At 59.6% G+C, this 25,419-nt stretch carries 18 protein-coding genes; 5 read left to right on the forward strand and 13 right to left on the reverse strand.

Going from position 1 to position 25,419, the window contains the following annotated elements; translation table 11 throughout:
* Positions 1 to 18 precede the first annotated feature (18 nt).
* Complete coding sequence (argA, locus tag ACLI4M_RS05005) at positions 19 to 1,392, forward strand: amino-acid N-acetyltransferase (protein ID WP_166643154.1); 1,374 nt, start codon at positions 19 to 21, stop codon at positions 1,390 to 1,392.
* 657 nt (positions 1,393 to 2,049) lie between these two features.
* On the opposite strand, the gene recD is transcribed toward argA, so the two are convergent.
* The 12 genes from recD to rppH form a co-directional block, all read right to left on the reverse strand.
* Complete coding sequence (gene recD / locus ACLI4M_RS05010; RefSeq protein WP_048917163.1) at positions 2,050 to 3,888, reverse strand: exodeoxyribonuclease V subunit alpha; 1,839 nt, start codon at positions 3,886 to 3,888, stop codon at positions 2,050 to 2,052.
* On the reverse strand, positions 3,885 to 7,421 hold the full coding sequence (gene recB / locus ACLI4M_RS05015; protein ID WP_133622862.1) for an exodeoxyribonuclease V subunit beta: 3,537 nt from the start codon (positions 7,419 to 7,421) through the stop codon (positions 3,885 to 3,887). The genes recD and recB overlap by 4 nt, the downstream gene beginning before the upstream one ends.
* A complete protein-coding gene (gene ptrA / locus ACLI4M_RS05020; protein WP_133622861.1) occupies positions 7,418 to 10,303 on the reverse strand; it encodes a pitrilysin in 2,886 nt (961 codons plus the stop codon). Before ptrA ends, recB begins: the two co-directional genes overlap by 4 nt.
* Before the next feature lie 207 nt (positions 10,304 to 10,510).
* Positions 10,511 to 13,879, reverse strand: a complete 3,369-nt coding sequence (gene recC / locus ACLI4M_RS05025; RefSeq protein WP_133622860.1) for an exodeoxyribonuclease V subunit gamma — start codon at positions 13,877 to 13,879, stop codon at positions 10,511 to 10,513.
* Positions 13,880 to 13,948: 69 nt separating this feature from the next.
* Complete coding sequence (locus tag ACLI4M_RS05030) at positions 13,949 to 14,260, reverse strand: prepilin-type N-terminal cleavage/methylation domain-containing protein (RefSeq protein WP_133622859.1); 312 nt, start codon at positions 14,258 to 14,260, stop codon at positions 13,949 to 13,951.
* Positions 14,247 to 14,675 carry a DUF2509 family protein gene (locus tag ACLI4M_RS05035; protein WP_133622858.1) on the reverse strand — a complete coding sequence of 143 codons (429 nt, stop codon included), beginning with the start codon at positions 14,673 to 14,675 and terminating at the stop codon, positions 14,247 to 14,249. The genes ACLI4M_RS05030 and ACLI4M_RS05035 overlap by 14 nt, the downstream gene beginning before the upstream one ends.
* Positions 14,675 to 15,223 (reverse strand): prepilin peptidase-dependent protein, encoded by a 549-nt coding sequence (locus ACLI4M_RS05040; protein ID WP_133622857.1) that lies wholly within the window; start codon positions 15,221 to 15,223, stop codon positions 14,675 to 14,677. The genes ACLI4M_RS05035 and ACLI4M_RS05040 overlap by 1 nt, the downstream gene beginning before the upstream one ends.
* The gene (locus ACLI4M_RS05045) at positions 15,214 to 15,681 is read right to left on the reverse strand and encodes a prepilin peptidase-dependent protein (protein ID WP_048917196.1); all 468 of its coding nucleotides are present in this window, start codon (positions 15,679 to 15,681) and stop codon (positions 15,214 to 15,216) included. Before ACLI4M_RS05045 ends, ACLI4M_RS05040 begins: the two co-directional genes overlap by 10 nt.
* 195 nt (positions 15,682 to 15,876) lie before the next feature.
* Positions 15,877 to 16,671 carry a thymidylate synthase gene (thyA, locus tag ACLI4M_RS05050; RefSeq protein WP_048917170.1) on the reverse strand — a complete coding sequence of 265 codons (795 nt, stop codon included), beginning with the start codon at positions 16,669 to 16,671 and terminating at the stop codon, positions 15,877 to 15,879.
* Positions 16,668 to 17,546 (reverse strand): prolipoprotein diacylglyceryl transferase, encoded by an 879-nt coding sequence (gene lgt, locus ACLI4M_RS05055; protein WP_048917171.1) that lies wholly within the window; start codon positions 17,544 to 17,546, stop codon positions 16,668 to 16,670. The genes thyA and lgt overlap by 4 nt, the downstream gene beginning before the upstream one ends.
* 319 nt (positions 17,547 to 17,865) lie before the next feature.
* Positions 17,866 to 20,112, reverse strand: coding sequence for a phosphoenolpyruvate--protein phosphotransferase (ptsP, locus tag ACLI4M_RS05060; protein WP_133622856.1), 2,247 nt, complete (start codon positions 20,110 to 20,112; stop codon positions 17,866 to 17,868).
* Between the two features lie 12 nt (positions 20,113 to 20,124).
* Positions 20,125 to 20,652 (reverse strand): RNA pyrophosphohydrolase, encoded by a 528-nt coding sequence (gene rppH, locus ACLI4M_RS05065; protein ID WP_048917173.1) that lies wholly within the window; start codon positions 20,650 to 20,652, stop codon positions 20,125 to 20,127.
* Positions 20,653 to 21,337: 685 nt separating this feature from the next.
* On the opposite strand from rppH, the gene mutH reads away from it, so the two are divergent.
* From mutH to ACLI4M_RS05085, 4 genes are all read left to right on the forward strand, one after another.
* The gene (mutH, locus tag ACLI4M_RS05070; RefSeq protein ID WP_133622855.1) at positions 21,338 to 22,024 is read left to right on the forward strand and encodes a DNA mismatch repair endonuclease MutH; all 687 of its coding nucleotides are present in this window, start codon (positions 21,338 to 21,340) and stop codon (positions 22,022 to 22,024) included.
* 74 nt (positions 22,025 to 22,098) lie between these two features.
* A complete protein-coding gene (locus tag ACLI4M_RS05075; protein ID WP_048917175.1) occupies positions 22,099 to 22,809 on the forward strand; it encodes a TerC family protein in 711 nt (236 codons plus the stop codon).
* 151 nt (positions 22,810 to 22,960) lie between these two features.
* Entirely contained in the window at positions 22,961 to 23,176 is a 216-nt protein-coding gene (locus ACLI4M_RS05080; protein ID WP_048917176.1) for a YgdI/YgdR family lipoprotein, read from the forward strand.
* A 205-nt stretch (positions 23,177 to 23,381) separates the two neighbouring features.
* On the forward strand, positions 23,382 to 24,422 hold the full coding sequence (locus ACLI4M_RS05085) for an NADP(H)-dependent aldo-keto reductase (RefSeq protein ID WP_133622854.1): 1,041 nt from the start codon (positions 23,382 to 23,384) through the stop codon (positions 24,420 to 24,422).
* A gap of 70 nt (positions 24,423 to 24,492) precedes the next feature.
* Here ACLI4M_RS05085 and ACLI4M_RS05090 read toward each other — a convergent pair whose 3' ends face one another.
* Positions 24,493 to 25,323 carry a DJ-1/PfpI family protein gene (locus ACLI4M_RS05090; protein WP_133622853.1) on the reverse strand — a complete coding sequence of 277 codons (831 nt, stop codon included), beginning with the start codon at positions 25,321 to 25,323 and terminating at the stop codon, positions 24,493 to 24,495.
* Positions 25,324 to 25,419 lie beyond the last annotated feature (96 nt).

A 25,419-nucleotide genomic window follows, 5' to 3' on the forward strand; every position in this document is an offset into this window, starting at 1 on the left:
CACTTTTACCGAATAATAATGCAGAGAGGGTTTGCCGTGAAGGAACGTAGTACCGAGCTGGTTCAGGGATTTCGTCATACCGTTCCCTACATCAATGCCCACCGTGGTAAAACGTTTGTCATTATGCTGGGTGGTGAAGCCATCGAGCACGAGAACTTCTCCGGCATCATTAATGATATCGGCCTGCTGCACAGCCTCGGCATCCGCCTGGTGGTGGTGTACGGCGCCCGCCCGCAGATCGACGCCAGCCTTGCCGAGCGCAATCTGGAACCGCTCTACCATAAACACACCCGCGTCACGGATGCTCAGTCGCTGGAGCTGGTGAAGCAGGCCGCTGGCCGTCTACAGCTGGATATTACCGCCCGCCTGTCGATGAGCCTCAACAATACGCCTTTGCAGGGTGCGCATATTAATGTCGTCAGCGGTAACTTTATTATCGCCCAGCCGCTCGGCGTCGATGACGGGGTGGATTACTGCCACAGCGGGCGCATTCGCCGCATTGATGAAGAGGCGATCCATCGTCAGCTCGACAGCGGCGCTATCGTGCTGATGGGCCCGGTAGCGGTCTCCGTGACCGGCGAAAGCTTTAACCTGACCTCAGAAGAGGTGGCGACGCAGCTGGCGATTAAGCTCAAGGCCGAGAAGATGATCGGCTTCTGCTCCGAGCAGGGCGTGACCAACCGCGATGGCATGATTGTCTCTGAGCTGTTCCCGAACGAGGCGCAAAAGCGCATCGAAGAGCTGGAGAGCGACGAGGATTATCACTCCGGCACGGTGCGCTTCCTGCGCGGTGCAGTGAAGGCCTGCCGCAGCGGCGTGCGCCGTAGCCACCTGATCAGCTATCAGGAGGATGGCGCCCTGTTGCAGGAGCTGTTCTCGCGCGACGGTATCGGTACCCAGATTGTCATGGAGAGCGCCGAGCAGATCCGTCGCGCCACCATTAACGATATCGGCGGCATTCTGGAGCTGATCCGCCCGCTGGAGCAGCAGGGTATTTTGGTGCGCCGCTCGCGTGAACAGCTGGAGATGGAGATCGACAAGTTCACCATCATTGAACGCGACAACCTGACCATCGGCTGTGCGGCACTCTATCCGTTCCCGGAAGAACAGATCGGCGAGATGGCCTGCGTGGCGGTTCACCCGGATTATCGCAGCTCTTCACGCGGCGAGGCGCTGCTGGAGCGCGTCGCGCTGCAGGCGCGGCAGATGGGGCTGAAAAAGCTGTTCGTGTTGACCACCCGCAGCATTCACTGGTTCCAGGAGCGCGGTTTTATGCCGGTGGACGTCGAGCTGCTGCCGGAGAGCAAAAAAGAGATGTATAACTATCAGCGCCGTTCAAAAGTGCTGATGGTCGACCTGCACGAAGCCAGCGTGCATACCCGGCAGAGTTAATCCCGCACCGCGCGATTAACCGTAGGGGGCGACCCTCGGGCGGCCCCAAACAGCGGTCCGCCCCTACAAAAAACCTGCAGCACCGAATATCCTGAAGTGAATCGTAGGGGTCGACCATTTTTTCCGGTCGACCCTCGGGCGGACCCAAACAGCGGTCCGCCCCTACAAAAAACCTGCAGCACTGAATATCCTGAAATGAATCCTAGGTGTCGACCATTCTTTCCGGTCGACCCTCGGGCGGACCCAAACAGCGGTCCGCCCCTAAAAAAAACCTGCAGCATCGAATATCCTGAAATGAATCCTAGGGGTCGACCATTCTTTCCGGTCGACCCTCGGGCGGACCCAAACAGCGGTCCGCCCCTAAAAAAAACCTGCAGCATCGAATATCCTGAAGTGAACTGTAGGGGTCGACCATTTTTTCCGGTCGACCCTCGGGCGGACCCAAACAGCGGTCCGCCCCTACAAAAAACCTGCAGCACCGAATATCCTGAAGTGAACTGTAGGGGTCGACCATTTTTTCCGGTCGACCCTCGGGCGGCCCCAAACAGCGGTCCGCCCCTACAAAAAACCTGCAGCACCGAATATCCTGAAGTGAATCGTAGGGGTCGACCATTTTTTCCGGTCGACCCTCGGGCGGACCCAAACAGCGCTCCGCCCCTACGCAATCGTCAGGCGCTCTACTAATCCACTCCGGCGCCGGGTGCGCATTTTCACCGCACTGCTAAATACCGCTTTATCGGCGTACAGCGTCAGCTGCTGTTTGGCGCGGGTAATCGCGGTGTAGACCAGCTCCCGCGTTAATACCGGCATTACCTGGTTTGGCAGCACCATCAGCGTGTGCTCAAACTCCGATCCCTGGGATTTATGCACCGTCATCGCAAAGGCCGTATCGTGCGGCGGCAGGCGACTGGGCTGCACCGCTTTAATCGTGCCGTCCGGCAGCGGGAAAAACACCTTTAGCTGCTGCTCGTCATCCAGCATCGCAATACCAATATCGCCATTAAACAGCCCCAGCGCGCGGTCGTTACGGGCGATCATCACCGGCCGCCCGGCATACCATTTGCCGTACAGCGCCACATTACGGCGGATAAGTCCGGCGGCACGCAGCACCTGCTCAATGCGCTCATTCAACCCCGCCACGCCAAATGGCCCCTCGCGCAGCGCGCACAGCAGCTGGAAGCGGCTGAAGGCCGACAGCACCTCCGCAGGTGATGCTCCGCTCTTCAGCCGCATCAGATAGTCACGATAGCCCGCCACGCACTCATTCAGCAGCTGCTGATAGTCTTCGCTGCTGCTGAGCGCGTGACGCTTGATATCGCTAAAGCCCTGGGCAAAGACCTGCTCCACCCGCTTCACCTCACCGGCATTCACCGCCAGTGCCAGCTGGCCAATCCCTGAAGACTCCGTGAAGCGGTAGCTTTTGCGCAGCAGGCAGAGAGCATCGCGCACCTGGGGCGCATCAGCATCGTCCCGCCCTGCCACTTCACAGCCGGTAAGGCGCGACAGTTCGGCGGCACGCTGCACGCTGTAGCCAGACTCGGCACAGCGGCAGATATCGCCCAGCACAGCACCGGCTTCCACCGAGGCCAGCTGGTCACGATCGCCGAGGAATATCACCCGGGCCTGCGGCGGCAGCGCGGCGATCAGGCTGGCCAGCATCGGCAGATCGACCATCGAGGCTTCATCCACCACCAGCACGTCGAGGTGCAGCGGGTTCGCCGCGTGATAGCGCATCCGCTGGCTGCCGGGCAGCGCGCCCAGCAGCCGGTGCAGCGTGGTCGCCTCCTGCGGAAAGCTTTTCAGCACCGCAGCATCCAGCTGCAGGCTCTGCAGAGTTTTGCCCAGCGACTCCGTCAGGCGCGCCGCCGCTTTACCGGTCGGTGCCGCCAGCTCAATGCGTGGCGTACCCGGCGACAGTTCGATCAGGCTGGCTAGCAGCTTCGCCACCGTCGTGGTTTTGCCCGTGCCAGGGCCACCGGAAATCACCGCCACCTGCCGCGTGAGCGCCACCGCCGCGGCTATCTTCTGCCAGTCATCAGGCTGCTGACCAAAGTAGCGGTCCAGCGTCAGACGAATAAGCGCCTCTTCCCGCACCTGCGGGATCGGCTGGCGCTGAATAAACTGCGCCACTTCGCCTTCGCTCTGCCACATGCGGTGCAGATAGAGACGCTGCTGGTGCAGCACCAGCGGCGTTGCCGCGCTGCCGTCGCTGACCGCCGGCTGCGCCAGCAGCAGCGTTGACCAGTCGTCCGGTGCGCCCGCCGCCTGCCACAGCGCCTGCGCCAGCTCAGGGTGACGCCCGGCGAAAAAGGCTTCCGGCTGCAGCTGGTCCAGCGGCAGGCAGACGTGCCCCTCTCCCGCATCGCGGCTGACCAGCGCCGCCGCCAGCATCAGCGCGGGCTGCTGCTCAGTTGCCACCATCCGGGCAAACTGCACGTCGAGCGCGCGCAGCAGGCGCAGGCTCTGCGCCTGTTTCAGTAATTCAGCCAGCGTCATACGCCGCTCTCCGCTTGTTTGGCAAACAGCTGGTCGAGCGCCTCGACAAACTCCGGCGCGGGCCGCGTGCTGTAAATGCCATTGCTGGCATCGGTGCCGTCCAGGCCGCGCAGAAACAGATAGATCACCCCTCCAAAGTGCTGCTGGTAGTCATAGTCCGCCAGGCGGTGGCGCAGATAACGGTGCAGCGCGAGGGTGTAGAGCTGATACTGCAGATCATAGCGGTGCGACTGCATCGCCTGCGCCATTGCCTGCTGGGTATAGGCGCTGCTGTCTTCACCCAGCCAGTTGGATTTGTAGTCCAGCAGGTAATATTTCCCCTGCCAGCAGAACACCAGGTCGATAAAGCCTTTCAGCATGCCCTGCACCTGATAGAAATCCAGCGGCGGGCAGCCCGCCGACAGCGGGTCCTGACGTACCAGCGCGTCGAGCGCTTCTGCTTTTAGCAGGCGTTCAATCGGCAGGTAGAATTGTAACTCCACCCGGCGCGCATCGGCGGGCAGCTGGTGAAGCGAGACACCGCTGTCGTTAAGCGGCGTCTGTAAAATGCGCGTAATCCACTCGCGCACCACCGGCAGCCAGGCTTCATCCAGCCCCTGCCCGCTCAGCTGCTGCATCAGCCACGCATCGTCAACGGCTTCAGTGAACTCCAGCGTTTCAAACAGGCCGTGCAGGAAGGTGCCAGGCGCGGCACCGCGCGGAAAGGTGTGCGGCGTCAGCTGCGGCAGCCGCTCGGCGCTGGCTTCGCCGGCGGCATCCACATCGAGCCGCGGCAGCAGGTCCAGTGCCGTCGGCTGCCCGTGCTGCTGCAGGCCGGAGTAGCTGGTGACGCGCCAGTCATCGCGCAGCGTCCGCGCCATCTGCAGGCTGCTGAGGCTTTGCTCCTCCTCCCGCTGCGGCTGCCACGGCGCGTCATCAGGCTCGCCCGGCTCCAGCAGTGACGTGGCTTCGCTTTGCAGCGCGAGCAGAGCAGTGCGCAAGCCCGCGGCATCAGCCGCTTCCCCCTGCTGCACCAGATAGCCCAGCGCGCTGCGGTGCAGATCGCTGTTGCCCTCTTTTTTACGGTTGCCTTTGATCAGCGGCGCAATGCCGACGCTGCAGTGATACACCGAACGGGTCAGCGCCACGTAAAGCAGGCGCAGATCCTCCGCCAGCCGCTCCTGCTCCGCCAGCTCCACACTCTCTTCACCCTGCTGCAGATCGAGCAGTGCTTCAAAGGTCTGACGGTCGTGATAGACGCCGTTATCCGCCTCGCGGTAGTTCGCCACAAACGGCAGCCACACCAGCGGATACTGCAGCCCTTTAGATTTATGGATGGTCACTATCTGCACCAGGTGGCGGTCGCTCTCCAGCCGCAGCTGCTGATTGGCCACCGCGCTGTCCGGCTGCTCAAGCTGTTGTGCCAGCCAGCGCACCAGCGCATGCTCGCTGTCCAGAGTGGCAGCAGCCTCCTGCAGCAGTTCACCAAGATGCAGCAGATCGGTCAGGCGACGCTCGCCGCCATCGGAGGCCAGCAGATTCTCTGCCATCTGACGCTGCACCATCAGCTCGCGCAGCATCGGCAGCACGCCACGTTTCAGCCAGCGCTGGCGATATCCGGCAAACTCATCCACCAGCGCATCCCAGGCGCGCTCGTCGCGACTCAGGGCATCCAGCGCCAGGGCATCAAGCCCAAACAAACTGCTGGCCAGCGCGCTGCGTAACACTCTCTCCTGCTCCGGTGCCAGCACCGCCTGCAGCAGCCACAGCATCTCGCGCGCTTCCGGGGTGGTAAACACGCTGTCGCGATTGGAGAGATATACCGACGGGATATTCAGGCCGTTTAACGCCTCGCGCATCACCGAAGCTTCGCTGCGGCTGCGCACCAGAATAGTGATATCCGAAGCCTGCACCGGGCGCTGCTTATCGGCTTTACCAATCAGCGCTTTACCCAGCTGGCCGGCGCTGAGCCAGCGACAGATCTGCGCTGCACACTGGCGGGCCATAAACTGTTGGTAATCACTTACCCCCACGCCTTCCCCCGGCTGCAGCCAGAACTGCAATGCGGGCTGCGGCTGGCCATCGAGCCTAAAGCTTAAGGTCTGGTTCGGCTGCGCCGCGGCGACGGTGATAAAGGGGATTTCGCTGAACAGGAACGGATTGTTCTGGCGTAAAAACAGCTGGTTAACGCCGTCCACCATTGCCGGTGAAGAGCGCCAGTTTGTTTCCAGCGTGTAGTGGGCGCTAACTTCGGCGCGCGCCTTCATATAGGTAAAAATGTCCGCACCGCGGAAGGCGTAGATCGCCTGCTTCGGGTCGCCAATCAGCAGCAGAGCGCTGTCGGGCTGGCGCACGTACAGCGTCTGGAAAATGCGGTACTGCTGCGGGTCGGTATCCTGGAACTCATCGATCAGCGCGACCGGATAGCGCTGCCGAATAGCCGCCGCCAGTGCCGCACCGCCCGGCTGCTGCAGGGCGGCATCAAAGCGCCCCAGCAGGTCGTCGAAGCCCAGCTGCGCATGCAGGCGTTTCTCCTGTTGGGTGACAAAACGCACCTCGTGCAGCGCGCGGGCAATCACCAGGTCACGCAGCGATAGCGGCTCGGCAAGGAAGGCATCGATCTGGTCAAACAGCGCATGGCGCGGCGGTTCACCCTTTTTCGTTTTATCCAGCAGCACGCGCTGGCCGAAGCGCTCAAGATCTTTCGGCACCTCGTAATCTTCCGTTGCCTGCTGCGCCCACTGGCTGATTTTTTCCAGCCAGTTAGGTAAGTGCTTACTGTTGTAGCTACGCCGGTCAACGCCGGAGGCTTCCAGCAGCGCCAGCAGATCGCCCGCCGCCAGCCACGCCTGTTTCAGCGCGTCGATCTGCGCAATGATTTTCGCGTGGCGCTGCTCCAGCGTCTCGTCAGGATGCGGCGCTGACTTCAGCGCGGGCGCTTCGCCCCCCAGCCACGGTGACAGGGTCTTCAGCAGCTGCTCCGGGCCCGCCCACAGCTGGCGCACCACTCTGGCCACCGCCAGCGGTAGCGGGTAGCAGTGGCGGCGCCAGAAGTCAGCAGTCGCCCGGCGGCGCAGCGGGGTTTCATCTTCTATCAGCTGCTGTTCGAACAGCATACCGGACTCGAACGCGTTGAGATTCAGCATGCGCTGGCAGAAGCCGTGAATGGTAAAAATCCCCGCTTCATCCATCTGTCGCTCCGCCGCCAGCAGCATGGAGGCCGCCCAGTCGCGATCGGGCAGTTCTGCCATCAGTGCGGAGAGCATCGGGTTGCGGCTCTCGCCGCGCACGCAGGCGATGCGCAACTCGTGAATATTGGCGCGAATACGCCCGCGCAGCTCGGCGGTAGCCGCTTCGGTAAAGGTCACCACCAGGATCTCTTCGACCGACAGCGGGCGGCTGAATGCCGCCTCGCCGCCCAGGCCGAGCAGCAGGCGCAGATAAAGCAGCCCGATGGTGAAGGTCTTACCGGTCCCTGCTGAGGCTTCAATCAGCCGCTCACCGTGCAGCGGCAGAGTTAACGGTTCAAGCCGCTCAGGCCTCCGTTGGCTCATGGCGTATCCTGGCTCACCGGCAGCGACTGTTGCAGCGTGGAGAGGTCTTTCCACGTGGTCCAGCCCTTCTCTTTGGCATAGTCGGCTTTACCATGGTGGCTGCCGGAAATCTGCGACAGCAGCGCCAGCCCGGTCGGTGCCATCACCGCCTGATGGAAGAAGTCAGCCACCGACTGCGGCGTCAGCGCCTGGATCTGAGCAATCACTTTCTCGCGGGTATCGAACTTGTAGTTCTCGCGGTCAAAGTCTTTGCTAAAGCGCCCTGCTTCTTCATCCAGCGTCTGCGGACGCTGCTTCAGTTCGTTGATCATCGCGGCCTGATACTGGGCAAAGTCCGCTTTGCTCATCTCACGCAGGCGTTTTTCCGCCGTGGGGTAGAAGGCTTTAAAGCGGCTCAGCAGGAAGGCAGGCTGCTTGACGTTGCTCTGCAGCAGGAAGCCAATGCCCCACTGGCGGCCGACCGGCATCTGGAAGGCAAACACCGCATAGCCCAGCTGCTCTTCAGTGCGCAGCTGATTGTAGAACCACGGCTGGATAATCTGGCTCAGCATCGCGCTGCTGGCCATGCTCTGATACTCCTCAAAGCCGACCGGGACGTAGACCGCTGCCAGCGCCGAGTCGGTGCTGCTGCCCGCCTCCTGCAGGTTAGCCAGCGTTGGCTTCGTGATGGTGACGTGCTCACTGTGCCACCACTCATGGCCTTCACAGTTGAGCTGGGTTTTCACCTCGGTGGCCAGACTGCGCACCGCATCCGGGGTCATATTGCCGACCACCATTAGCTCCGGCGCAGACTGCTCCAGCAGCATTTTGCGATAGTCCATCAGCTGTTGCAGGCTGATGGTTGCCACCAGCTTGCGGCGCTCGCTGCGCTGGGTGTAAGGCAGTTGGGAAAGCAGCTGCGCAGGCTGGATAGCCAGCTCAAAGGCTTTGCCTTTGTCTGCCGCATCCAGGCGTTCCAGATACCAGGATTTCGCCTGTTCCAGCTGCGCCTGAGTCGGCGTGAAGCTGGTGTAACCCTTCAGCAGCTGGCTCATCAGCTTCGGCAAGCGCTGGGTAAAGCCGGTAGCGCTGAAGGTCACGCCGTCGTCTTCGCTGGTGGAGAAGCTAATGCCGCCCACCGACGCCTGCGAGCTCAGTTCATCCAGCGCGACGCCCGCCAGGTAGTCATTCAGCGCAAACATCACCTGGTTCTGTGCCGTGCTCATCGCAGCCTTGTTACGCAGCGCAAGGGTGATATTGGCCTTCGGCTCGTCCGCGTAATACTGGCTTGGCATATAGAACACCCGCAGCCCCTGCTGATTCATCAGCTCTTGCGGACGCGCATAAGCCTTATCGGCCTTGATCAGGCTGAAATCATCGGGGATATACGGGTTAAGCACCGGCAGCGACAGTGTGATTTTATCGCTTTCCACCTGCCAGTCCTTAAAGCGCTGGGCGCTGATTTTGTCGACCTGATAGGGGGCATCAACAAAGTAGGCGGTTTTATTGTGCGGCTCTTTGGGGCTGATAAACCAGATGCGCGCGTTTTCCGGCGTCATGCCGTCCAGCCGGGCTCCGATCGCTTGCGCATCGTAGTCATCGGCGATATACGGGGCCACCAGCGTATCGGCGACCGGAACGCGCAGCATGGTGTCCACCAGCCATTCTATGTAGTCCATATCGCGGGTGATCGACGGGTAGCGGAAATCGAGATCCAGCACGTGCGCCACTTCATCAAAGTAGCGCTTATCAATCCCCTCGGTGCGCAGCTGGTTGAGGTAGCTGAATACCGCCGCAATCACCTCATCGCGATTCGCCTGGCCTTTATCGGTCAGCGAAATCGCAATCGAGAATACACCACCGTTACGGTCGATAACCGGATCGGCCCCGGCACTGATCGAATCGGCCAGGCCCTGGTTTTGCAGCCAGTCTGACAGCGTGTTTTTGCTGCGGTTGCCAATCAGATAGCCAATCAGCGTGTCGGTTTTACTGCGGAATTTATCGCTGTTGTTATCAATGCGGAATTCGATTTTCAGCTGCTTGCGCGGCTGGGCCGGCACGTAGTGAATGATGATGCCTTTTTGCTTATCGGTCACCACCGGCACGCTAATATCGGGTACCGTGGCATGGTGGTTGGCGACACGGCCAAAGGTCGCCGCAGCAATTTTTTGCAGCTCTGGCAGCGGCTGATTGCCGTAGATCACCGCCTTCATCAGGTTGGCGGAGTAGTAGCGATGATAAAACGCGGTCAGCGCATCGTGCAGCTTGCTGCCGGGCTTGTCGCGCAGGGTTTCCAGATTACCGCCGGAGAAGCGTGAACTCGGGTGCTCGGGGTTGAGCGTTTCCGCACCAACCTGCGCCATCCGCAGCCCGTCACGCGAACGCGCCATCGTTAGCTCGGCGTTAACCGCATGGCGTTCACGGTCGGCATTCACCGGGTCGAGCAGCGGTTCGGCGATGGCGTCGGCCAGGCGATCGACAGCGGGCTGCAGCGCATCGTTTTCCACTTCCAGGTAGAACGCGGTGCGGTAAGACGCGGTGCTGGCGTTGTGGCTGCCGCCATGTTTTTTGAGGAATTCAGCAAGGTTATCCGGCTGCGGATAGCGTTTTGACCCCATCAGCACCATATGTTCCAGATAGTGCGCCAGCCCAAGCTGGTCGGTGGGGTTTTCCAGCGAACCCACCGGCAGCGTCAGCGCCGCCAGCGATTTAGTGGCTTGCGCATCGGAAACCAGCAGCACGGTCATGCCATTGTCTAACTTGATGGCCTGGTACTGGCGAGGATCCTTCTCACTTTTGCGGATAGTTTCAGTAATCGGTTGCCAGCCATCCTGCGCCTGAACCAGCGGGGCGAACAACGTGACGGAAACAAAACAAGCTAACCAGACTGCATAACGACGCATTCAAACTCCTCAACGGGCTGTTATTCTCCGGCTTCCTGCCGGTTGAATATCGGCTTACAGATTTCAGCGCACGGCTGTGTCACGCACGCTAAGTCATCAGGCTGTGTCCCGCAATTTTGGCGCTACGACCGCACCACGACCCATTGCGGGACACAGCCTAAATCAAAAACACTACAGGATGTCAGCCTGAATGTCCTGAAAACATGCTTAATCCGGGCGATGATGCTGCAATAACGGTAACAGCCAGCGTTCGGCCTGTTGAGTCATCTCCTGCACGCCGGTCTCATCCAGCGAACGCAGCAGGCGTTGCAGATACGGATCGCTGCCCTCACCGTCAATTTGATAATTGCCCTGCCAGCACTGTAACAGCTTCGCCCGGGCTTTTTTCTGCGTGGCATCATCGCGCTGCACCACGCCGGTTTTATCATCAAAACACTCTTTGAGCCAGGCCCCACCGGAAGCGGTGAGCAGCAGCGGGGCACACATGCCCAGCCGGTAACCGTCAATATAGTGAGCCAGCTGCTGCAAAGCCTGCTCTGCTGGCAGCGGCGGGAAGCGCCACTCGCTCTCTTTGCGCCCCATCATTACGCTGCTGCCGCTGCCGCCCAGCGCGCAATACACCAGGTGTTCCAGCCAGAGCGTCAGGCCATCGTTAAAGTTGAGAATGCCGGGCCGCCAGCGCAGCAGGCCGTTATCCTGCACCTGCGTCAGCCAGCCGCTTAACGTCAGGCCGCCGATCTCCAGCGCAATTTCCCAGCTCTCCGCAGCGGCACGCTGTTCGCGTATGCGCCCGGCCAGTTCACTCATCTCCTGCTCCTGCTCCTGCCAGAACAGTTCACCAAATGCCCCGTAGGGCAGCGCCCCGGCGGCACGCTGGCGCGCGTACAGACGGTCACTCTCGCTGCCGTCGATCAGGCTGTTCAGCAGCTGTGCGTTGACCTGATAACGGCTGAGACCGTCGAGGGAGAACGGCTCCGCATCCGGTAGAGCGGTCTCTTCCAGCTGGAAGCTGACGCCGAGGCGCAGGCTGAAGAATGCCCGCACCGGGTGGCGCCAGAAGCGCACCAGCTTGTCAAAGCTCAGTATCTCTTCGCTTTCATCCGGCAATGCCTGCATAAACGGGGGATGTGCCGTACCGCGGGCGGCGGCGGCGGGCAGCCACTCGGCGGCAAAGCTGCGAAACTCCGCCTGCTCACGATAATTCTCTGCCGCAAACGGCATGCGGCTGTGCAGATGGTGCAGATGGTCGATCAGCGCCTCAGCGCTGCTATCAACATCTTTGTCACGATCGGCGGCCAGACAGAAGCTCTGACTGATGTACTCCACTAATTCACTGACCAGCACTGAAGGATATCGTTCGGTATTATCCTGAATCGAGCGGCCGATATAGCTGATGTACAGCTGCTGCTGCGCCGAGTTCAGCGCTTCAAGGAACAGGTAGCGGTCATCGTCGCGGCGGCTACGGTCGCCCTTCTGCGCCTGCTGGTTCATCAGGTCAAAACCGAGCGGCGGCAGCGTACGCGGGTAAACGCCGTCGTTCATGCCCAGCAGGCACACCACCTTAAAGGGAATGGAACGCATGGGCATCAGGGTGCAGAAGTTGACCGGCCCGGCGAGGAAGCGCTGGCTGATTTGCTGCTGATCGAGGCGCGCCGCCAGGTCGTCACGCAGGATGGTCAGCGGTACCGCCGGCTGATAGCCAGCCTGCACCCCGTTGGCGATCGCCTGCTGCCACTGCTCTTCAATCAGCGCCAGCGCCGCTTCGGTTTCGGCATCGCGGGTAAAGAAGTCGTCAAGCAGCTGACGGCACAGCGGCAGCCACTCCGGCAGCGGGCGCGCCTCGCTCAGCCACTGCCGCCAGCGGTGCAGTTGCGCGAGGAGTTCCGCCAGGTTGCCCGCCAGTTCAGCAATCAGCCCGCTCGACTCGTCATAGGGCAGGATGCCTTGCCAGTCCCCCGCTTCGCTGTTCATCGCGTAGCCGAGCAGCATGCGCGTCAGGCCGAAATGCCATGTGTGCTGGCCGGTGGCGGGCAGCTCCAGCTCGCGCACGTTGTCATCATCCAGCCCCCAGCGAATGCCGGATTCCCCTACCCAGTGACGCAGCAGGCGCAGCCCCTCTTCATCGACCGCAAATCGGGCGGCCACGGCCGGCACTTCCAGCAGCCCCAGCACCTCTTCGGCGGTAAAGCGGCTGTCCGGCAGGCTGAGCAGGGAGATAAACGCCTGCAGCGCCGGATGCGCCTGGCTGGCACTGCGGTCAGAAATTGCGAATGGCAGCGCGCGCTCTGGCGGGGCATTGCCAAATACCGCCTGGATAAACGGCGTGTAGGCGTCGATATCCGAAACCATCACGATGATATCGCGCGCGGTGAGGCTCGGGTCGGCGTCCATCATCGCCAACAGCCGGTCCTGTAACACTTCAACCTCGCGCTGCGGGCTGTGGCAGAGGTGAAGAGAGACTGAGCGGTCTTCCGCCGCCAGCACGCGCTTGCTGCTGCTGCTGGCCCACTCACTCTGCTTCAGGCCAATCGCCGCATGATCTTCCAGCTCCAGCAGGTCGCGCTTTAACGTTTGCAGCAGGTTTACCGGCTCGATGTCGACAAAGGCGAAAACTTCGTTTGGCTCCATTTGTGCCAGCAGATAGAGGTTGTCACGCCCGAGCTTCCCCCAGGAGGCCAGCAGCGGATTGCTCAGCTGCTGCTCGCCATCGGCATTGAACAGCGAAGAGGCGTTCTCGACGTCGCGGAACTGCGGAATTTCACGGTTGTCCTGATAGTGGCGGCGGTTACGGCTTTGCAGCTTCGCCAGGAAGCCGTAGTCCTGAATATCGCCCCAGTAGTGACGGCAGGGGTTAGTGAACAGCAGGTGGATATCAATGTGTTTGCCCAGCGCCTGCAGTGCCTGGAGATAGACGGGGGGCAGCGCGGAGATGCCGCAGATAAACACCCGGTCCGGCAGGTTGGGTGGGCGCGTGCTGTCGCTTTCCAGCCTGGCGATAAAGCGCTGATAAAGATTGGCACGGTGCCATTCCGGCTGGCCGAGCTGATGGGTATATTCCACCAGCGCCGCCCACAGCGGAGCCTGCCAGATCTGCGCCTCGCCCAGCCCGTCAACCAGCTGCCCCTGCTGCCAGCTGTTCAGCCACTGCGGGCGATAGACCAGATACTGGTCAAACAGGTCGGCAACGCGGGAGGAGAGCTGGAACAGCTTACGCTTGTCGTCATCGTCGCTAAGGTAGTGGCGCAGCATGGTGAACGCGTCGTCCGCCAGCATCGCGGGCAGGATCGCCATCAGCTTCCAGCTCATGCTGGATTTGTTAAATGCGCTCTCTTTCGGGATCTCCGGCAGGACGCGCACGAACATATCCCAGATAAAGCTGGCGGGCAGCGGGAAGTCAATGTTCGCCGCAATGCCAAACTGTTCGGCCAGCGACATCTGGAGCCACTGCGCCATACCCGGGCTCTGTACCAGTACCACCTCCGAACGGAGCGGATCGCGCAGCGGCTGGTTTTCAATCTGCCAGCAGGCCAGCGTTTTTAACAGATCCAGCTGATTGGAGTGGTAAACGGTAAACATGTCACGGTCCTTTAATTTGCGCCGACGGCTACTGTAACCCGTTCGGCACGGCTTGAAAAATAGCATCTGTTAACCCCTGTTCGCCGGGCACTGTAGCTGCGTCAGTTCTGCGCTGCGTCCGGCGGGGCCGGTCGCCCGCGCGCTGAGCAGCTGGCACCCTGACGGGCCGCTGCGCGCCTGCAGCGTGGAGCGCCAGCCGGGCATCTCCTGGCCCTCCAGCCTTTGCTGCGCGTTACGCCACGCTTCGCGCTGCTGCCACTGTTGCTGGAACCCCAGCCCGAGCGCCTGCTGATAGTGCATCAGTGCCGTAAAGCTCAGGCTGAACAGCAGCAGTGCAAACAGCGTTTCCACCAGGCTAAACCCCTGCTCATTGGTCAACATCACAGGCTCCTTTCTCTGCCAGCGGGCAGAAATCCAGCCAGCCGTGCGGCAGTGCGCGCACGCCGTTGCCAGCACGCTCTGCAACCCAGCGATACCACGCCAGCGTACCCGGCCCGCTATCCGCCCGCAGCAAGATAGCAGACGGCAGGCGCTGCAGGCAGGCGCGCCAGGCGTACGCGGTGAATTGCTGGCACTGCCAGCCCGCCTCCCTGCCCCAGCGCAGGCGCCCCCCCCACGCCAGCGCCGAGGCTGCCGCAGCCTGCTGCTGCAGATACAGGCGCTGGTCGGCGACCAGGCTAAGCGAGTCACTGAGCTGACGCCGGGTGGCGTTCAGCAACAGCGTGCCCATCAGCAGGATAATGATGACCATCAGCAGTGCGCCGCTACCGCGCTGCCGTTCAATCACTGCGCACATTAAAGATTTTCCGCCGTCAGCCAGTGCTCAACGCGCTGCGTCACGGTAGGTACGCGTTTGGCATAGCCGCCGAGGGTGATTTTTACCTGCCGCTCCGCACGCGCCACCTTAAAATCCCTAATGCCAATCAGGCGCGGGTCGTTGAGCCGCTCCCAGCCGCCGCCTTCACAACTGCTGACGCCACGCTGCATCTCCAGGCTGCCCGCCCGCAGCCGGTAGCCATACAACTCGCTGTCATCGCGCCCGGCCGCTTCCCATTTGCCATTACTGTTTTCATCCCAGCGCAGCAGCAGACAGCTGCCCGCCGACTGCAGGCTGAAGGCGGGGCCATGGCAGTCGCCGTGGCAGTAGCCGGCGCGCCTGATGGCTTTCTCCAGCGTCTGCACGATTTGCAGCAGTTCCTCATTGAGCTGCACCTGCATCATCAGACGCAGGTTCTGCCCCTGCAGCAGCGGCAGGAAGCGGGTTGCGCCGAGCATCAGCACGCTCCCCACCGCCAGCGCAATCAGAGTTTCCAGTAGCGTAAAGCCGTGCGCCTTCATCGACACTCCTCGCTGTCCTGCGCGCAGATGCGCACCCTGCCGCGCGCGGAGACGATAATCCGCCGCTCGCCGGCTTCCCCTGCGATGACGATCCTCCCCGGACGGGCGGCGTTTTTTTTGCCATAAAAACCCATCCCGTCGGTCAGCGTCTGTACCACGATCCCCGGGTACGGCGCCCGTAAGTGCAGAGGGCCCGGCGTAGAGCACGGCTGTGCGCCCTCTCCCGCACCGAGGCACCAGCCAGCGCCAGGTTTTAGCCACAGCAGCCGCGTGCGGTTGTGCCAGTTGGCATCGCTACGCAGCCGCTGCAGCAGGCGCTGGATCTGCAGCGCGCTGTCGTTGAGCTGTTGCCGCTGCTGAAAGCTGTTCCAGCCGTGCCAACCGCCGAGGCTAAGTAAGCTAACAAGGGTCACCACCACCATCATTTCCAGCAGGGTGAATCCGCTAAGGTTATGCGTTTTCATCTGCGGAATTCTGCGCTTCTGGGCAAAAGATACCAGCACGGGAAATGCGTTTTATGCGCTGTTATCCAGAGAGATCAGCGTGTTGCAGCGCGTGTCATTCGGCATGCGAGCAGGGTTCAGGAATGGAAGAAAGTTGCGGACGAAACGGGGGGAAAAGTGTGCCTCTCCGCCAACAGCGCGCGGAGAGGCAGCCGATCAGATGGCGACCGGGGCTTTAATGGCCGGATGCGGATCGTAACCTTCGATCTCGAAGTCATCAAAGCGATAGTCGAAGATAGACTCCGGCTTGCGCTTGATAATCAGCTTCGGCAGGGCGCGCGGTTCGCGCGTCAGCTGCAGGCGCGTCTGCTCCAGGTGGTTGCTGTACAGATGGGTATCGCCACCGGTCCAGACAAAATCACCCACTTCAAGGTCGCACTGCTGGGCCATCATATGCACCAGCAAAGCGTAGCTGGCGATATTGAACGGCAGGCCGAGGAAGATATCGCAGGAGCGCTGATACAGTTGGCAGGAGAGCTTGCCGTCCGCAACGTAGAACTGGAAGAACGCATGGCACGGGGCCAGCGCCATCTCATCCAGTTCGCCGACATTCCATGCAGAAACGATGATGCGGCGCGAGTCCGGGTCGCTTTTCAGCTGTTCGACCACCTTGCTCAGCTGGTCGATCTGGCGCCCATCCGCTGCCCCCCAGCTGCGCCACTGTTTGCCATAAACCGGCCCGAGGTCACCCTTTTCATCGGCCCACTCGTCCCAGATCGACACCTTATTTTCCTTCAGGTAGGCGATGTTGGTGTCACCGTTAAGGAACCACAGCAGCTCATGAATGATAGAGCGCAAATGGCACTTCTTGGTGGTGACCAGCGGAAAACCGTCCTGCAGATTGAAACGCATCTGATGACCAAAAATCGACAGCGTGCCGGTTCCGGTGCGGTCATTTTTGGGCGTGCCCTGCTCGAGCACGTGCTGCATTAACGCCAGATACTGTTTCATTTTTCCTCACGAACCTGTTGCGCAGGGCGACGACGATACGCCCAGATCATCATAATCACGCCAGCCAGAATCATGGGAACAGAGAGGATCTGCCCCATGCTGATGCCGCTGAACAGGCCCAGCTGCTGGTCCGGCTGACGGAAGAACTCAACAATAATACGGAACGCACCGTAGCCAATCAGGAACAGTCCGGAGACCGCGCCCATTGGGCGAGATTTACGAATAAACACGTTGAGGATGATAAACAGTACCACCCCTTCAAGGATCAGTTCGTACAGCTGCGATGGGTGGCGCGGCAGTACCCCGTAGGTCGACAGCAGCGATTGCCATTCCGGGTGAGTGGTGACCAGCGCGATATCTTCACTGCGAGAGCCTGGGAACAGCATTGCCCACGGCAGGTTCGGGTCGACGCGGCCCCACAGTTCGCCGTTGATAAAGTTACCCAGGCGGCCCGCACCGAGGCCAAAGGGGATCAGCGGAGCGATAAAGTCAGACACCTGGAAGAAGTTACGTTTGGTGCGGTGTGCAAACACCAGCATCACCACGATCACGCCAATCAGACCGCCGTGGAATGACATGCCGCCATCCCAGACTTTGAACAGATACAGCGGGTTATCGAGGAACAGTGGCAGGTTGTAGAACAGCACATAGCCGATACGCCCACCGAGGAATACGCCGAGGAAACCGGCGTACAGCAGGTTTTCCACTTCTTCTTTTTTCCAGCCGCTGCCCGGCTGATTAGCACGGCGCACCGCCAGCCACATCGCGAAAATGAAGCCCACGAGGTACATCAGACCGTACCAGTGCAGAGAGATTGGCCCGACGGAGAAGATCACCGGGTCAAATTGGGGGAAAGCCAGATAGCCGTTATTCATCTTTCACCATTGTTGAAGTCTGTCCAGACAGGCAGCCAATATTGCCAGAGCGTTGCAGGGACGGGCGTACCCCGCCTCTGCATCATTCAGCCTGGGGGCTGCATAAGGCGCGCATCATAGCATAATGCGAATTAGTGCGGCCCCGGCTAACTGTAAACTTTATTAATTGTAGGGTTCAGCAAATCGCGTTTTAGGCGTAATTGTTGCAGCCAGTTTGCCCGCGGACAGCGCACAGGAACCGGAGCGTACACGTAGTACGTGAGGATTCCGAGCACTGCCCAGGGGCAAAATGGCAAATAAAATAGCCTTAAACGTGATTTTAGCGGCCGCCGCGGATCAGACCGCCCAATCCCCTGCGCTCCATAAAGGCCGCCACCATATGGCGCACGTCGCTGGCATGCTGCGCATCCAGGCCACGCTGTGCCAGCGCCTGTGACTCTTCATGGTCGATATGGCGCAGCAGGTATTTCACTCGCGCCACGTTGCGCCCATTCATACTGAGATGGTGATAGCCCATCCCGACCAGCATCACCACGCACATCGGGTCACCGGCCATTTCACCGCACAGGCAGAGTTCAATCCCGGCACGGCGGGTTTCATCGGCAATGGCTTTGAGGGCGCGCAGCATGGCCGGGTGCAGGCTGTCATACAGGCTCGCGACCCGAGTGTTGTTGCGATCGACCGCCAGCAGATACTGGGTCAGATCGTTGGTGCCAACGGAGACAAAATCGACCCGCTGCTTGAGCTGGTCGATCATAAAGATCATCGACGGCACTTCGATCATAATCCCGATGCGCGGCTGTGGGATGGCATAGCCGAGCATCTCTTCCACTTCACGTGCCGCACGATCGATCAGGCGGCGCGCTTCGTCGATCTCATCCAGGCTGGTGATCATCGGCAGCAGTATACTGAGGTTGTCGCTGGCGACGTTTGCGCGCAGCATGGCGCGCAGCTGCACCAGGAAGATCTCGGGCTGATCGAGCGTCAGGCGGATGCCGCGCCAGCCCAGGCACGGGTTCTCTTCGCTGATTGGCATATACGGCAGCTGCTTATCGGCACCGATATCCAGCGTTCGCAGCGTCACCGGCTTGTCGAGGAACAGCTGCAGCATGCCCTGATATTGCGCCACCTGCTCTTCCTCAGACGGGAAGCCGCTCTGCAACATAAACGGGATTTCCGTGCGGTACAGGCCAACGCCGTCGACGCGGCTGCCGAGCTTCTGCTCATGCTCCGCGCTGAGGCCCGCATTGAGCATCACCTTCACCGGCTCGCCGCTTTTCAGCGCGCCCGGCAGAAATACATCATCCTCGGCCAGCTGGCTCAGCTCATTTTCCTGGCTGATCAGCTGCTGATACTCCTGCACCAGCACCGGTTCCGGGTCAACCAGCAGCTCGCCGCGATAGCCGTCGACGATCAGCAGGCGCCCTTTCATCAGCTCCGGCTGAATATCTGCGCCCATCACCGTCGGGATGCCCAGCGCCCGCACCATGATCGCTGCGTGCGAGTTGGCCGCGCCGTCGCGCACCACCACGCCCGCCAGGCGATCGTGCGGCAGCTCTGCCAGCGTGGTCGCCGTCAGCTCATCTGCCACCAGCACAAAACGCGGCGGCCAGCTGTTGGTGCCCTGCATGGTGTCATCGAGGTGAAACAGCAGGCGCTGCCCGAGCACGCGCAGGTCGCCGGAGCGCTCGCGCAGATAGCTGTCCTGCAGGCTGGCGAACTGGGCGGCAAACTTTTCAATCACGGTTTTCACCGCCCACTCCGCCACCGAGCCCGCATCGATCTCAGCCAGCAGATCTTTCTTCAGCCGCGCATCGCTCAGCAGGTGCGAGTAGAGATCGAAGATGGCCGCACTCTCTTTATGCATGCTGGCGGTGAAGCGTTTGCTGTAGCGGCGGAACTCACTGGAGGCTTCGCTGATTGCCATGGCAAGGCGTTCACGCTCGCGCACCGTGTCCAGCGTAGAGGCGGCAGAGACGTTTTCCAGCGAGGGCTGGCTGGAGTCGACCCAGCCTTCCGCCACGGCGACGCCAGGCGCGGCAGCCAGCGCACGAATGCGGGTTTGCCGATACTGCCCAAACAGAGCGTTAAGCTGGGAATGCGAGAGAATGCCCGCCATCTGCGTGGCGAGGGTGACGAGGAACGACTCCTCGCTTTCATCAAACTGGCGGTGCTCGCGCTGCTGAACCACCAGCACGCCAAGGAGCTGGCGGCGGCTGATAATCGGCACGCCAAGGAAGGAGCGGAAACGCTCTTCCTTCACGGAGGGAATATATTTAAAGCTGGGGTGACTCTGCGCATCAGCAAGGTTGATAGGCTCTGCCAGACGACCGACCAGCCCGACGATGCCTTCGTCAAATGCCAGGGCGACCGTGCGCCCACGCGGCTTTTTTAGCCCACGCGTAGCCATCAGGTAGTAGCAGCGGCGATCGTGGTCGGCAAGATAGACCGAGCAGACCTCGGTATCCATCGCCAGACAGATCTCATTAACCAGAATATCCAGCGCCTCGGTAAGCCGGGGCGCTGCCGCCACTTTCTCAACTATTTCGCGCAGCTGTGTGAGCATAATCTACGTGGCTTAACCTCTCTTCCGTCGAAAACCAGGCGTATTCCGCTGAACGGTCGTCTCCTGCAGGGGCATAACCACGCTGGCGAACTCTTTCATCACACGGCGGTAAACATCGCGTTTAAAAGAGACCACCTGGCGAACCGGATACCAGAAACTGACCCAGCGCCAGCCGTCGAACTCCGGCGTGCTGCTGGTCTGCATATTGATATCCGCGTCATTGCACATCAGCTGCAGAAGATACCACTTCTGTTTTTGGCCGATACAAACCGGCTTTGTGTCCCAACGCACCAAACGTTTTGGCAACTTATATCGTAACCAGTTACGGGTAGATGCAAGGATACGAACATCCTTGCGGTTCAAACCGACTTCCTCGAAAAGTTCGCGGTACATCGCCTGCTCCGCCGTCTCGCCAGGGTTAATCCCTCCCTGAGGAAACTGCCAGGAGTGCTGACCATAACGTCTGGCCCACAGCACCTGTCCCTGCCTGTTACAAATTACGATACCAACATTCGGGCGGTAGCCATCATCATCGATCACCGGACTACCTCAAACTAAAACTGGATGTTCTGATTGTTTCATACTCCTTACAGACGGTAAACCACTGCTTTCAGGCGATGTGTGGCGCTGCAGCTGGGATAACTCGTCCTTTAAAGCAAAGTTATAAACAGAAAGCGGGTTAAAAAGGCGATCTTATTCACGTTTTCTGTGGATAGCTTTGTGCAGAACTCTGTTAACAGGTGGGGAAAACTTTATTACCGGCAAAACTCACCCGCGATTCAACTCAGAATAAACCCATATTAATCATCATCTTTAGAGGTTAGTCACAGCTTTTACCTGGGTTGTCATGCTGCTGTCATCAGCGCAGGATCGCCAGCTGATGAAAGATCGCACACTTAGAACGTTATCCACAGAATATGCCGATTAGTTAGGCTGTATAACGGCTAAAGCGGGTAAAAAACCCTGCGTCAAGGCTGTAAATCGAAACAGTATTATCAAAAAGGGCAAGTTATCCCACTTTTCTGTGGATAACTACCCGGGGGAACCTGTTCATTGTCGGTGACAACCCGGGTAAAACCCCTGGGAGCTGCGATTTTTCCTGCGGGCGAGAGAATAAAAAAACACGATTTATCATGCTATTATTAGCGTTTTCCCCAGCCTGAAATCTTTCTCTGGCTGTGTGTGCAAATGGCGTCTATTTTTTGAACAAAATCCGGAAGTTATTATGACTGGCGATCTTAACCTTATCCCTCCCCCAGAAAATGAAGCCGAACTGTTGGCGCGCGCTTCTGCGCTGGCGGGCTATACGCTGGGAGAACTGGCGCTGCGGATTGCGCTACCGATCCCGCGCGATCTCAAGCGCGATAAGGGCTGGGTGGGGATGCTGCTGGAGCGCTATCTCGGCGCCAGCGCGGGCAGTAAGCCGCAGCAGGACTTCGCGGAGATTGGCGTGGAGCTGAAAACAATTCCCGTAGATGCCGCTGGTCGGCCGCTGGAAACCACCTTTGTCTGCGTGGCGCCGCTGACCGGCAACAGCGGCGTTACCTGGCTTAACAGCCACGTGCGCCACAAGCTGCATCGGGTGCTGTGGGTGCCGGTAGAGGGCGATCGGGCGATCCCGCTTGAGCATCGCCATGTCGGCGCACCGCTGCTGTGGAGCCCGAATGAGGAAGAAGAGCGCCAGCTGCAGCGCGACTGGGAGGAGCTGATGGATATGATCGTGCTGGGCCAGGTGGAGCAGATCACCGCGCGCCACGGCGAAGTGCTGCAGATCCGCCCAAAAGCCGCCAACAGTAAAGCGCTGACGGAAGGCATCGGTCAGCACGGGCAGCCGATTATGACCCTGCCGCGCGGCTTCTATTTAAAGAAAAGCTTTACCGCCCCGCTGCTTGCCCGCCATTTCCTGCTTTAAAAGTAGTTCCGCAATAGTCAACCTTGCGTATAATCGCCGTTTAGCTTTCGTTTAAGTTTAAGGGTTCACATTTTATGTTTGAATGGATTGCCGATCCTAATGCCTGGTTAGCGTTGGGTACGCTGACGATCCTCGAAATTGTCCTCGGGATCGATAACATTATTTTCCTCTCTCTGGTCGTCGCCAAACTACCTAAGCATCAGCAGAATGCCGCCCGCCGTATTGGCCTGGCCGGCGCAATGCTGATGCGCCTTGGCCTGCTGGCCTCTATTGCCTGGGTTATTCGCCTGACCGATCCGCTGTTCACGCTGATGGACCATGCCTTCTCAGCGCGTGACCTGATCCTGCTATTCGGCGGGCTGTTCCTGCTGTGGAAGTCGAGCATGGAGATCCACGAAAGTATCGAAGGCGGCGAAGGCGAGCATAAAACCAACGTGCACTCCTTTGCCGGGGCTATCGTACAGATTATGGTGCTGGATATTATCTTCAGCCTCGACTCGGTGATTACCGCCGTAGGCCTGTCCGATCACCTGATTATTATGATGGCTGCCGTCGTGATTGCTGTGCTGGTGATGATGTTTGCCGCCCGCGCAATTGGTGATTTTGTCGATCGCCACCCGTCGGTGAAAATGCTGGCGCTGGCGTTCTTAATCCTCGTTGGCTTCACGCTGATGCTGGAGAGCTTTAACATTCATATTCCTAAAGGCTACATCTATTTCGCCATGTTCTTCTCGATGTCGGTAGAGTGCCTCAATCTGTTACGCAATAAGAAGCAGCCCGCGTAAATCGCCATTATCCCGCAGGTAAACTCTGCGGGATAAGTCAATGGCCTGATGTGCGTCAGCTATACTTTCGGACTCATGCGATTATCGGCACCGGGAAAATAGTTTATTACTGGGCTAAAGTGAGAGAAATGAAAGCGTAACGGAGACGAATATGAAGGTTATTTTTGGCGCAGCGGTGCTGGGCCTGGCAGTTTTAGTCAGCGGTTGCAGCAGTGATTATGTGATGGCAACCAAAGACGGTACGATGATTATGACTGACGGTAAGCCGCAGATTGATAAAGAGACCGGGCTGGTGAAATACACTGATGGTTCTGGCCACGAGAAGCAGATCAACGGTGATGAAGTCTCCTCCATCGTTGAGCGTTAAGTTATGCAATGCCACCTGGTCCTGCGCGGTTAAAGGTGGCTCTCTGGCGCATTTCCCGATAAATCCCCTCTTCCCCCACCAGGCCTGCGCGGTTATAGTCAAAAACCGGGTTTCGGCGCGTCAGCGCTTACCTGAGGCAGAAAGCACTCTGTTGCGGACGAAGCTGATGTCCCTGACCATTTAATAATGAAAAAGGAAGCCGGCAATGCATTATCACCGTATCCCTCACAGCACCCTGGAAGTCAGTTCTCTGGGGTTGGGCACCATGACGTTTGGTGAGCAAAACAGCGAAGCCGACGCCCATGCACAACTGGATTTAGCACTCAGCCGCGGCATCAATCTGATCGATACCGCCGAAATGTACCCGGTGCCACCGCGCCCGGAAACGCAGGGCCTGACCGAGTCTTACATTGGCAGCTGGCTGAAAGCCCGCGGCAACCGCGACAAAGTGGTGCTGGCGTCGAAAGTGGCTGGCCCGGTGCGCGGCGCCGATGCGTCAATCCGCCCAAACCAGGCGCTGGACCGCAAAAATATTCGTGCCGCGCTGGACGCCAGCCTGAAGCGTCTGAACACCGATTATCTCGATCTCTATCAGCTGCACTGGCCGCAGCGCCAGACCAACTATTTTGGCAAGCTGAACTATCAGTACAGCGATAACGCCGCCACCGTCACGCTGCTGGAAACCCTGGAAGCACTGACCGAGCAGGTGCGCGCCGGTAAAATTCGTTACATCGGCGTGTCGAATGAAACACCGTGGGGCGTTATGCGCTACCTGCAGCTGGCAGAGAAACACGAGCTGCCGCGTATTGTCAGCATTCAGAACCCCTACAGCCTGCTGAACCGCAGTTTTGAAGTGGGCCTGGCGGAGATCAGCCATCACGAAGGCGTTGAGCTACTGGCCTATTCAAGCCTGGCGTTTGGGGTGCTGAGCGGAAAATATCTTAACGGGGCCAAACCGGCCGGGGCGCGCAATACGCTGTTCAGCCGCTTTACCCGCTACAGCGGCGAGCAGTCTGAGCAGGCCGTGGCGGAGTATGTCGCGCTGGCGCAAAAACACGGACTGGATCCGTCGCAGATGGCACTGGCCTTTGTGCGCCAGCAGCCGTTTGTTGCCAGTACGCTGCTGGGGGCCACCACGCTGGAGCAGTTGAAAATTAATATCGACAGCTATGACGTCACGCTGAATGAGGATGTGATGGAAGGGCTGGAAGCGATTCATCGCCGATACACTTACCCGGCGCCATAATTCCCCGTTCGTCAGTAACAAGGGCCGATCGAAAAAAATGATCGGCCCCTACAGAACCAGGTCAGATACTTTAGTATTGCTGAACGCGTTTAGCGCTCTGCTGCACGCGCTGCTTCCAGTCTGGCGTCTCCTCTTCGACCATCTGCCATATCATTTTACGGGCCTCTGCCGTCACGTTAGCCGGCGCGGTTTTTGGCGTGCCGCTGTTATAAGGCGGATGCGGATCGTACTGCACCAGCAGCTGGGCAAATTCGGCGCTCTCTCTGCCCATCAGCGTGTCGCTCAGGGTGAGGCCAAAATCGATACCCGCGGTGACGCCGCCGCCGGAAATACGGTTACGGTCAATCACCACCCGCTCATCTAGCGGGATGGCGCCAAACGGCTTGAGATCGTCAATCATCGACCAGTGCGTCGTCGCCTTGTAGCCCTTCATCAGCCCGGCAGCGGCCAGCAGAATCGACCCGGTGCAGACGCTGGTCACCCACTCCGCTTTACTGCCTACTTTGTGCATCCAGTCGAGCATCTTAGTGTCATGAAGATGGGCGTAAGGATTGCCGGTGCCGGTCACGCACAGAATATCGACCTGCTTCAGCCGATCAAAGGTGGTGGTGGGTAAAAACTGCAGAAAGGAGAGCTCAGTACTCAGCGGCTGTAAATCATGCGCGACAAATTCTACGTTCAGATGCGGGTTTCTCAGCACGGTGGCCGGGCCGACCAGATCCAGCGGCGTCATCCCCGGGTAGAGCACAAATGCCAGCGTTGGCTTACCCGACTTATCCTTCACCGGCAGAGCTGGCTGCGGTTGCGGAGTACTGGCTAACAGCGAGGTGCTGGCACCGGCCCCGATGCCTGAGGCAATCAGCGCCAGGGCAGATTTAGCAATAAATTCCCTTCTTTCCATGTCCGTTTCTCCATAAAGACAGTGATACTGATGCGTCATGAGTGACGCCGCGTCACTTTATCGCAGAGAAGGGATCTTCAGAAAGCGGAATGAGTG

Source organism: Erwinia sp. LJJL01, assembly GCF_047300805.2.
Classification (GTDB): Bacteria; Pseudomonadota; Gammaproteobacteria; order Enterobacterales; family Enterobacteriaceae; genus Erwinia; species Erwinia aphidicola.

Bases quoted from the DNA above. Each gene is read 5' to 3' on its own strand.
- ACLI4M_RS05080 (WP_048917176.1), top strand. From the start codon at position 22,961: ATGAAGGTTATTTTTGGCGCAGCGGTGCTGGGCCTGGCAGTTTTAGTC.
- ACLI4M_RS05085 (WP_133622854.1), top strand. From the start codon at position 23,382: ATGCATTATCACCGTATCCCTCACAGCACCCTGGAAGTCAGTTCTCTG.
- lgt (WP_048917171.1), bottom strand. From the start codon at position 17,546: ATGAATAACGGCTATCTGGCTTTCCCCCAATTTGACCCGGTGATCTTC.
- mutH (WP_133622855.1), top strand. From the start codon at position 21,338: ATGACTGGCGATCTTAACCTTATCCCTCCCCCAGAAAATGAAGCCGAA.
- ACLI4M_RS05075 (WP_048917175.1), top strand. From the start codon at position 22,099: ATGTTTGAATGGATTGCCGATCCTAATGCCTGGTTAGCGTTGGGTACG.
- ptsP (WP_133622856.1), bottom strand. From the start codon at position 20,112: ATGCTCACACAGCTGCGCGAAATAGTTGAGAAAGTGGCGGCAGCGCCC.
- thyA (WP_048917170.1), bottom strand. From the start codon at position 16,671: ATGAAACAGTATCTGGCGTTAATGCAGCACGTGCTCGAGCAGGGCACG.
- recD (WP_048917163.1), bottom strand. From the start codon at position 3,888: ATGACGCTGGCTGAATTACTGAAACAGGCGCAGAGCCTGCGCCTGCTG.
- ACLI4M_RS05045 (WP_048917196.1), bottom strand. From the start codon at position 15,681: ATGAAAACGCATAACCTTAGCGGATTCACCCTGCTGGAAATGATGGTG.
- recB (WP_133622862.1), bottom strand. From the start codon at position 7,421: ATGAGCCAACGGAGGCCTGAGCGGCTTGAACCGTTAACTCTGCCGCTG.
- recC (WP_133622860.1), bottom strand. From the start codon at position 13,879: ATGTTTACCGTTTACCACTCCAATCAGCTGGATCTGTTAAAAACGCTG.
- ACLI4M_RS05035 (WP_133622858.1), bottom strand. From the start codon at position 14,675: ATGTGCGCAGTGATTGAACGGCAGCGCGGTAGCGGCGCACTGCTGATG.
- ACLI4M_RS05090 (WP_133622853.1), bottom strand. From the start codon at position 25,323: ATGGAAAGAAGGGAATTTATTGCTAAATCTGCCCTGGCGCTGATTGCC.
- argA (WP_166643154.1), top strand. From the start codon at position 19: ATGCAGAGAGGGTTTGCCGTGAAGGAACGTAGTACCGAGCTGGTTCAG.
- ACLI4M_RS05030 (WP_133622859.1), bottom strand. From the start codon at position 14,260: ATGTTGACCAATGAGCAGGGGTTTAGCCTGGTGGAAACGCTGTTTGCA.
- ptrA (WP_133622861.1), bottom strand. From the start codon at position 10,303: ATGCGTCGTTATGCAGTCTGGTTAGCTTGTTTTGTTTCCGTCACGTTG.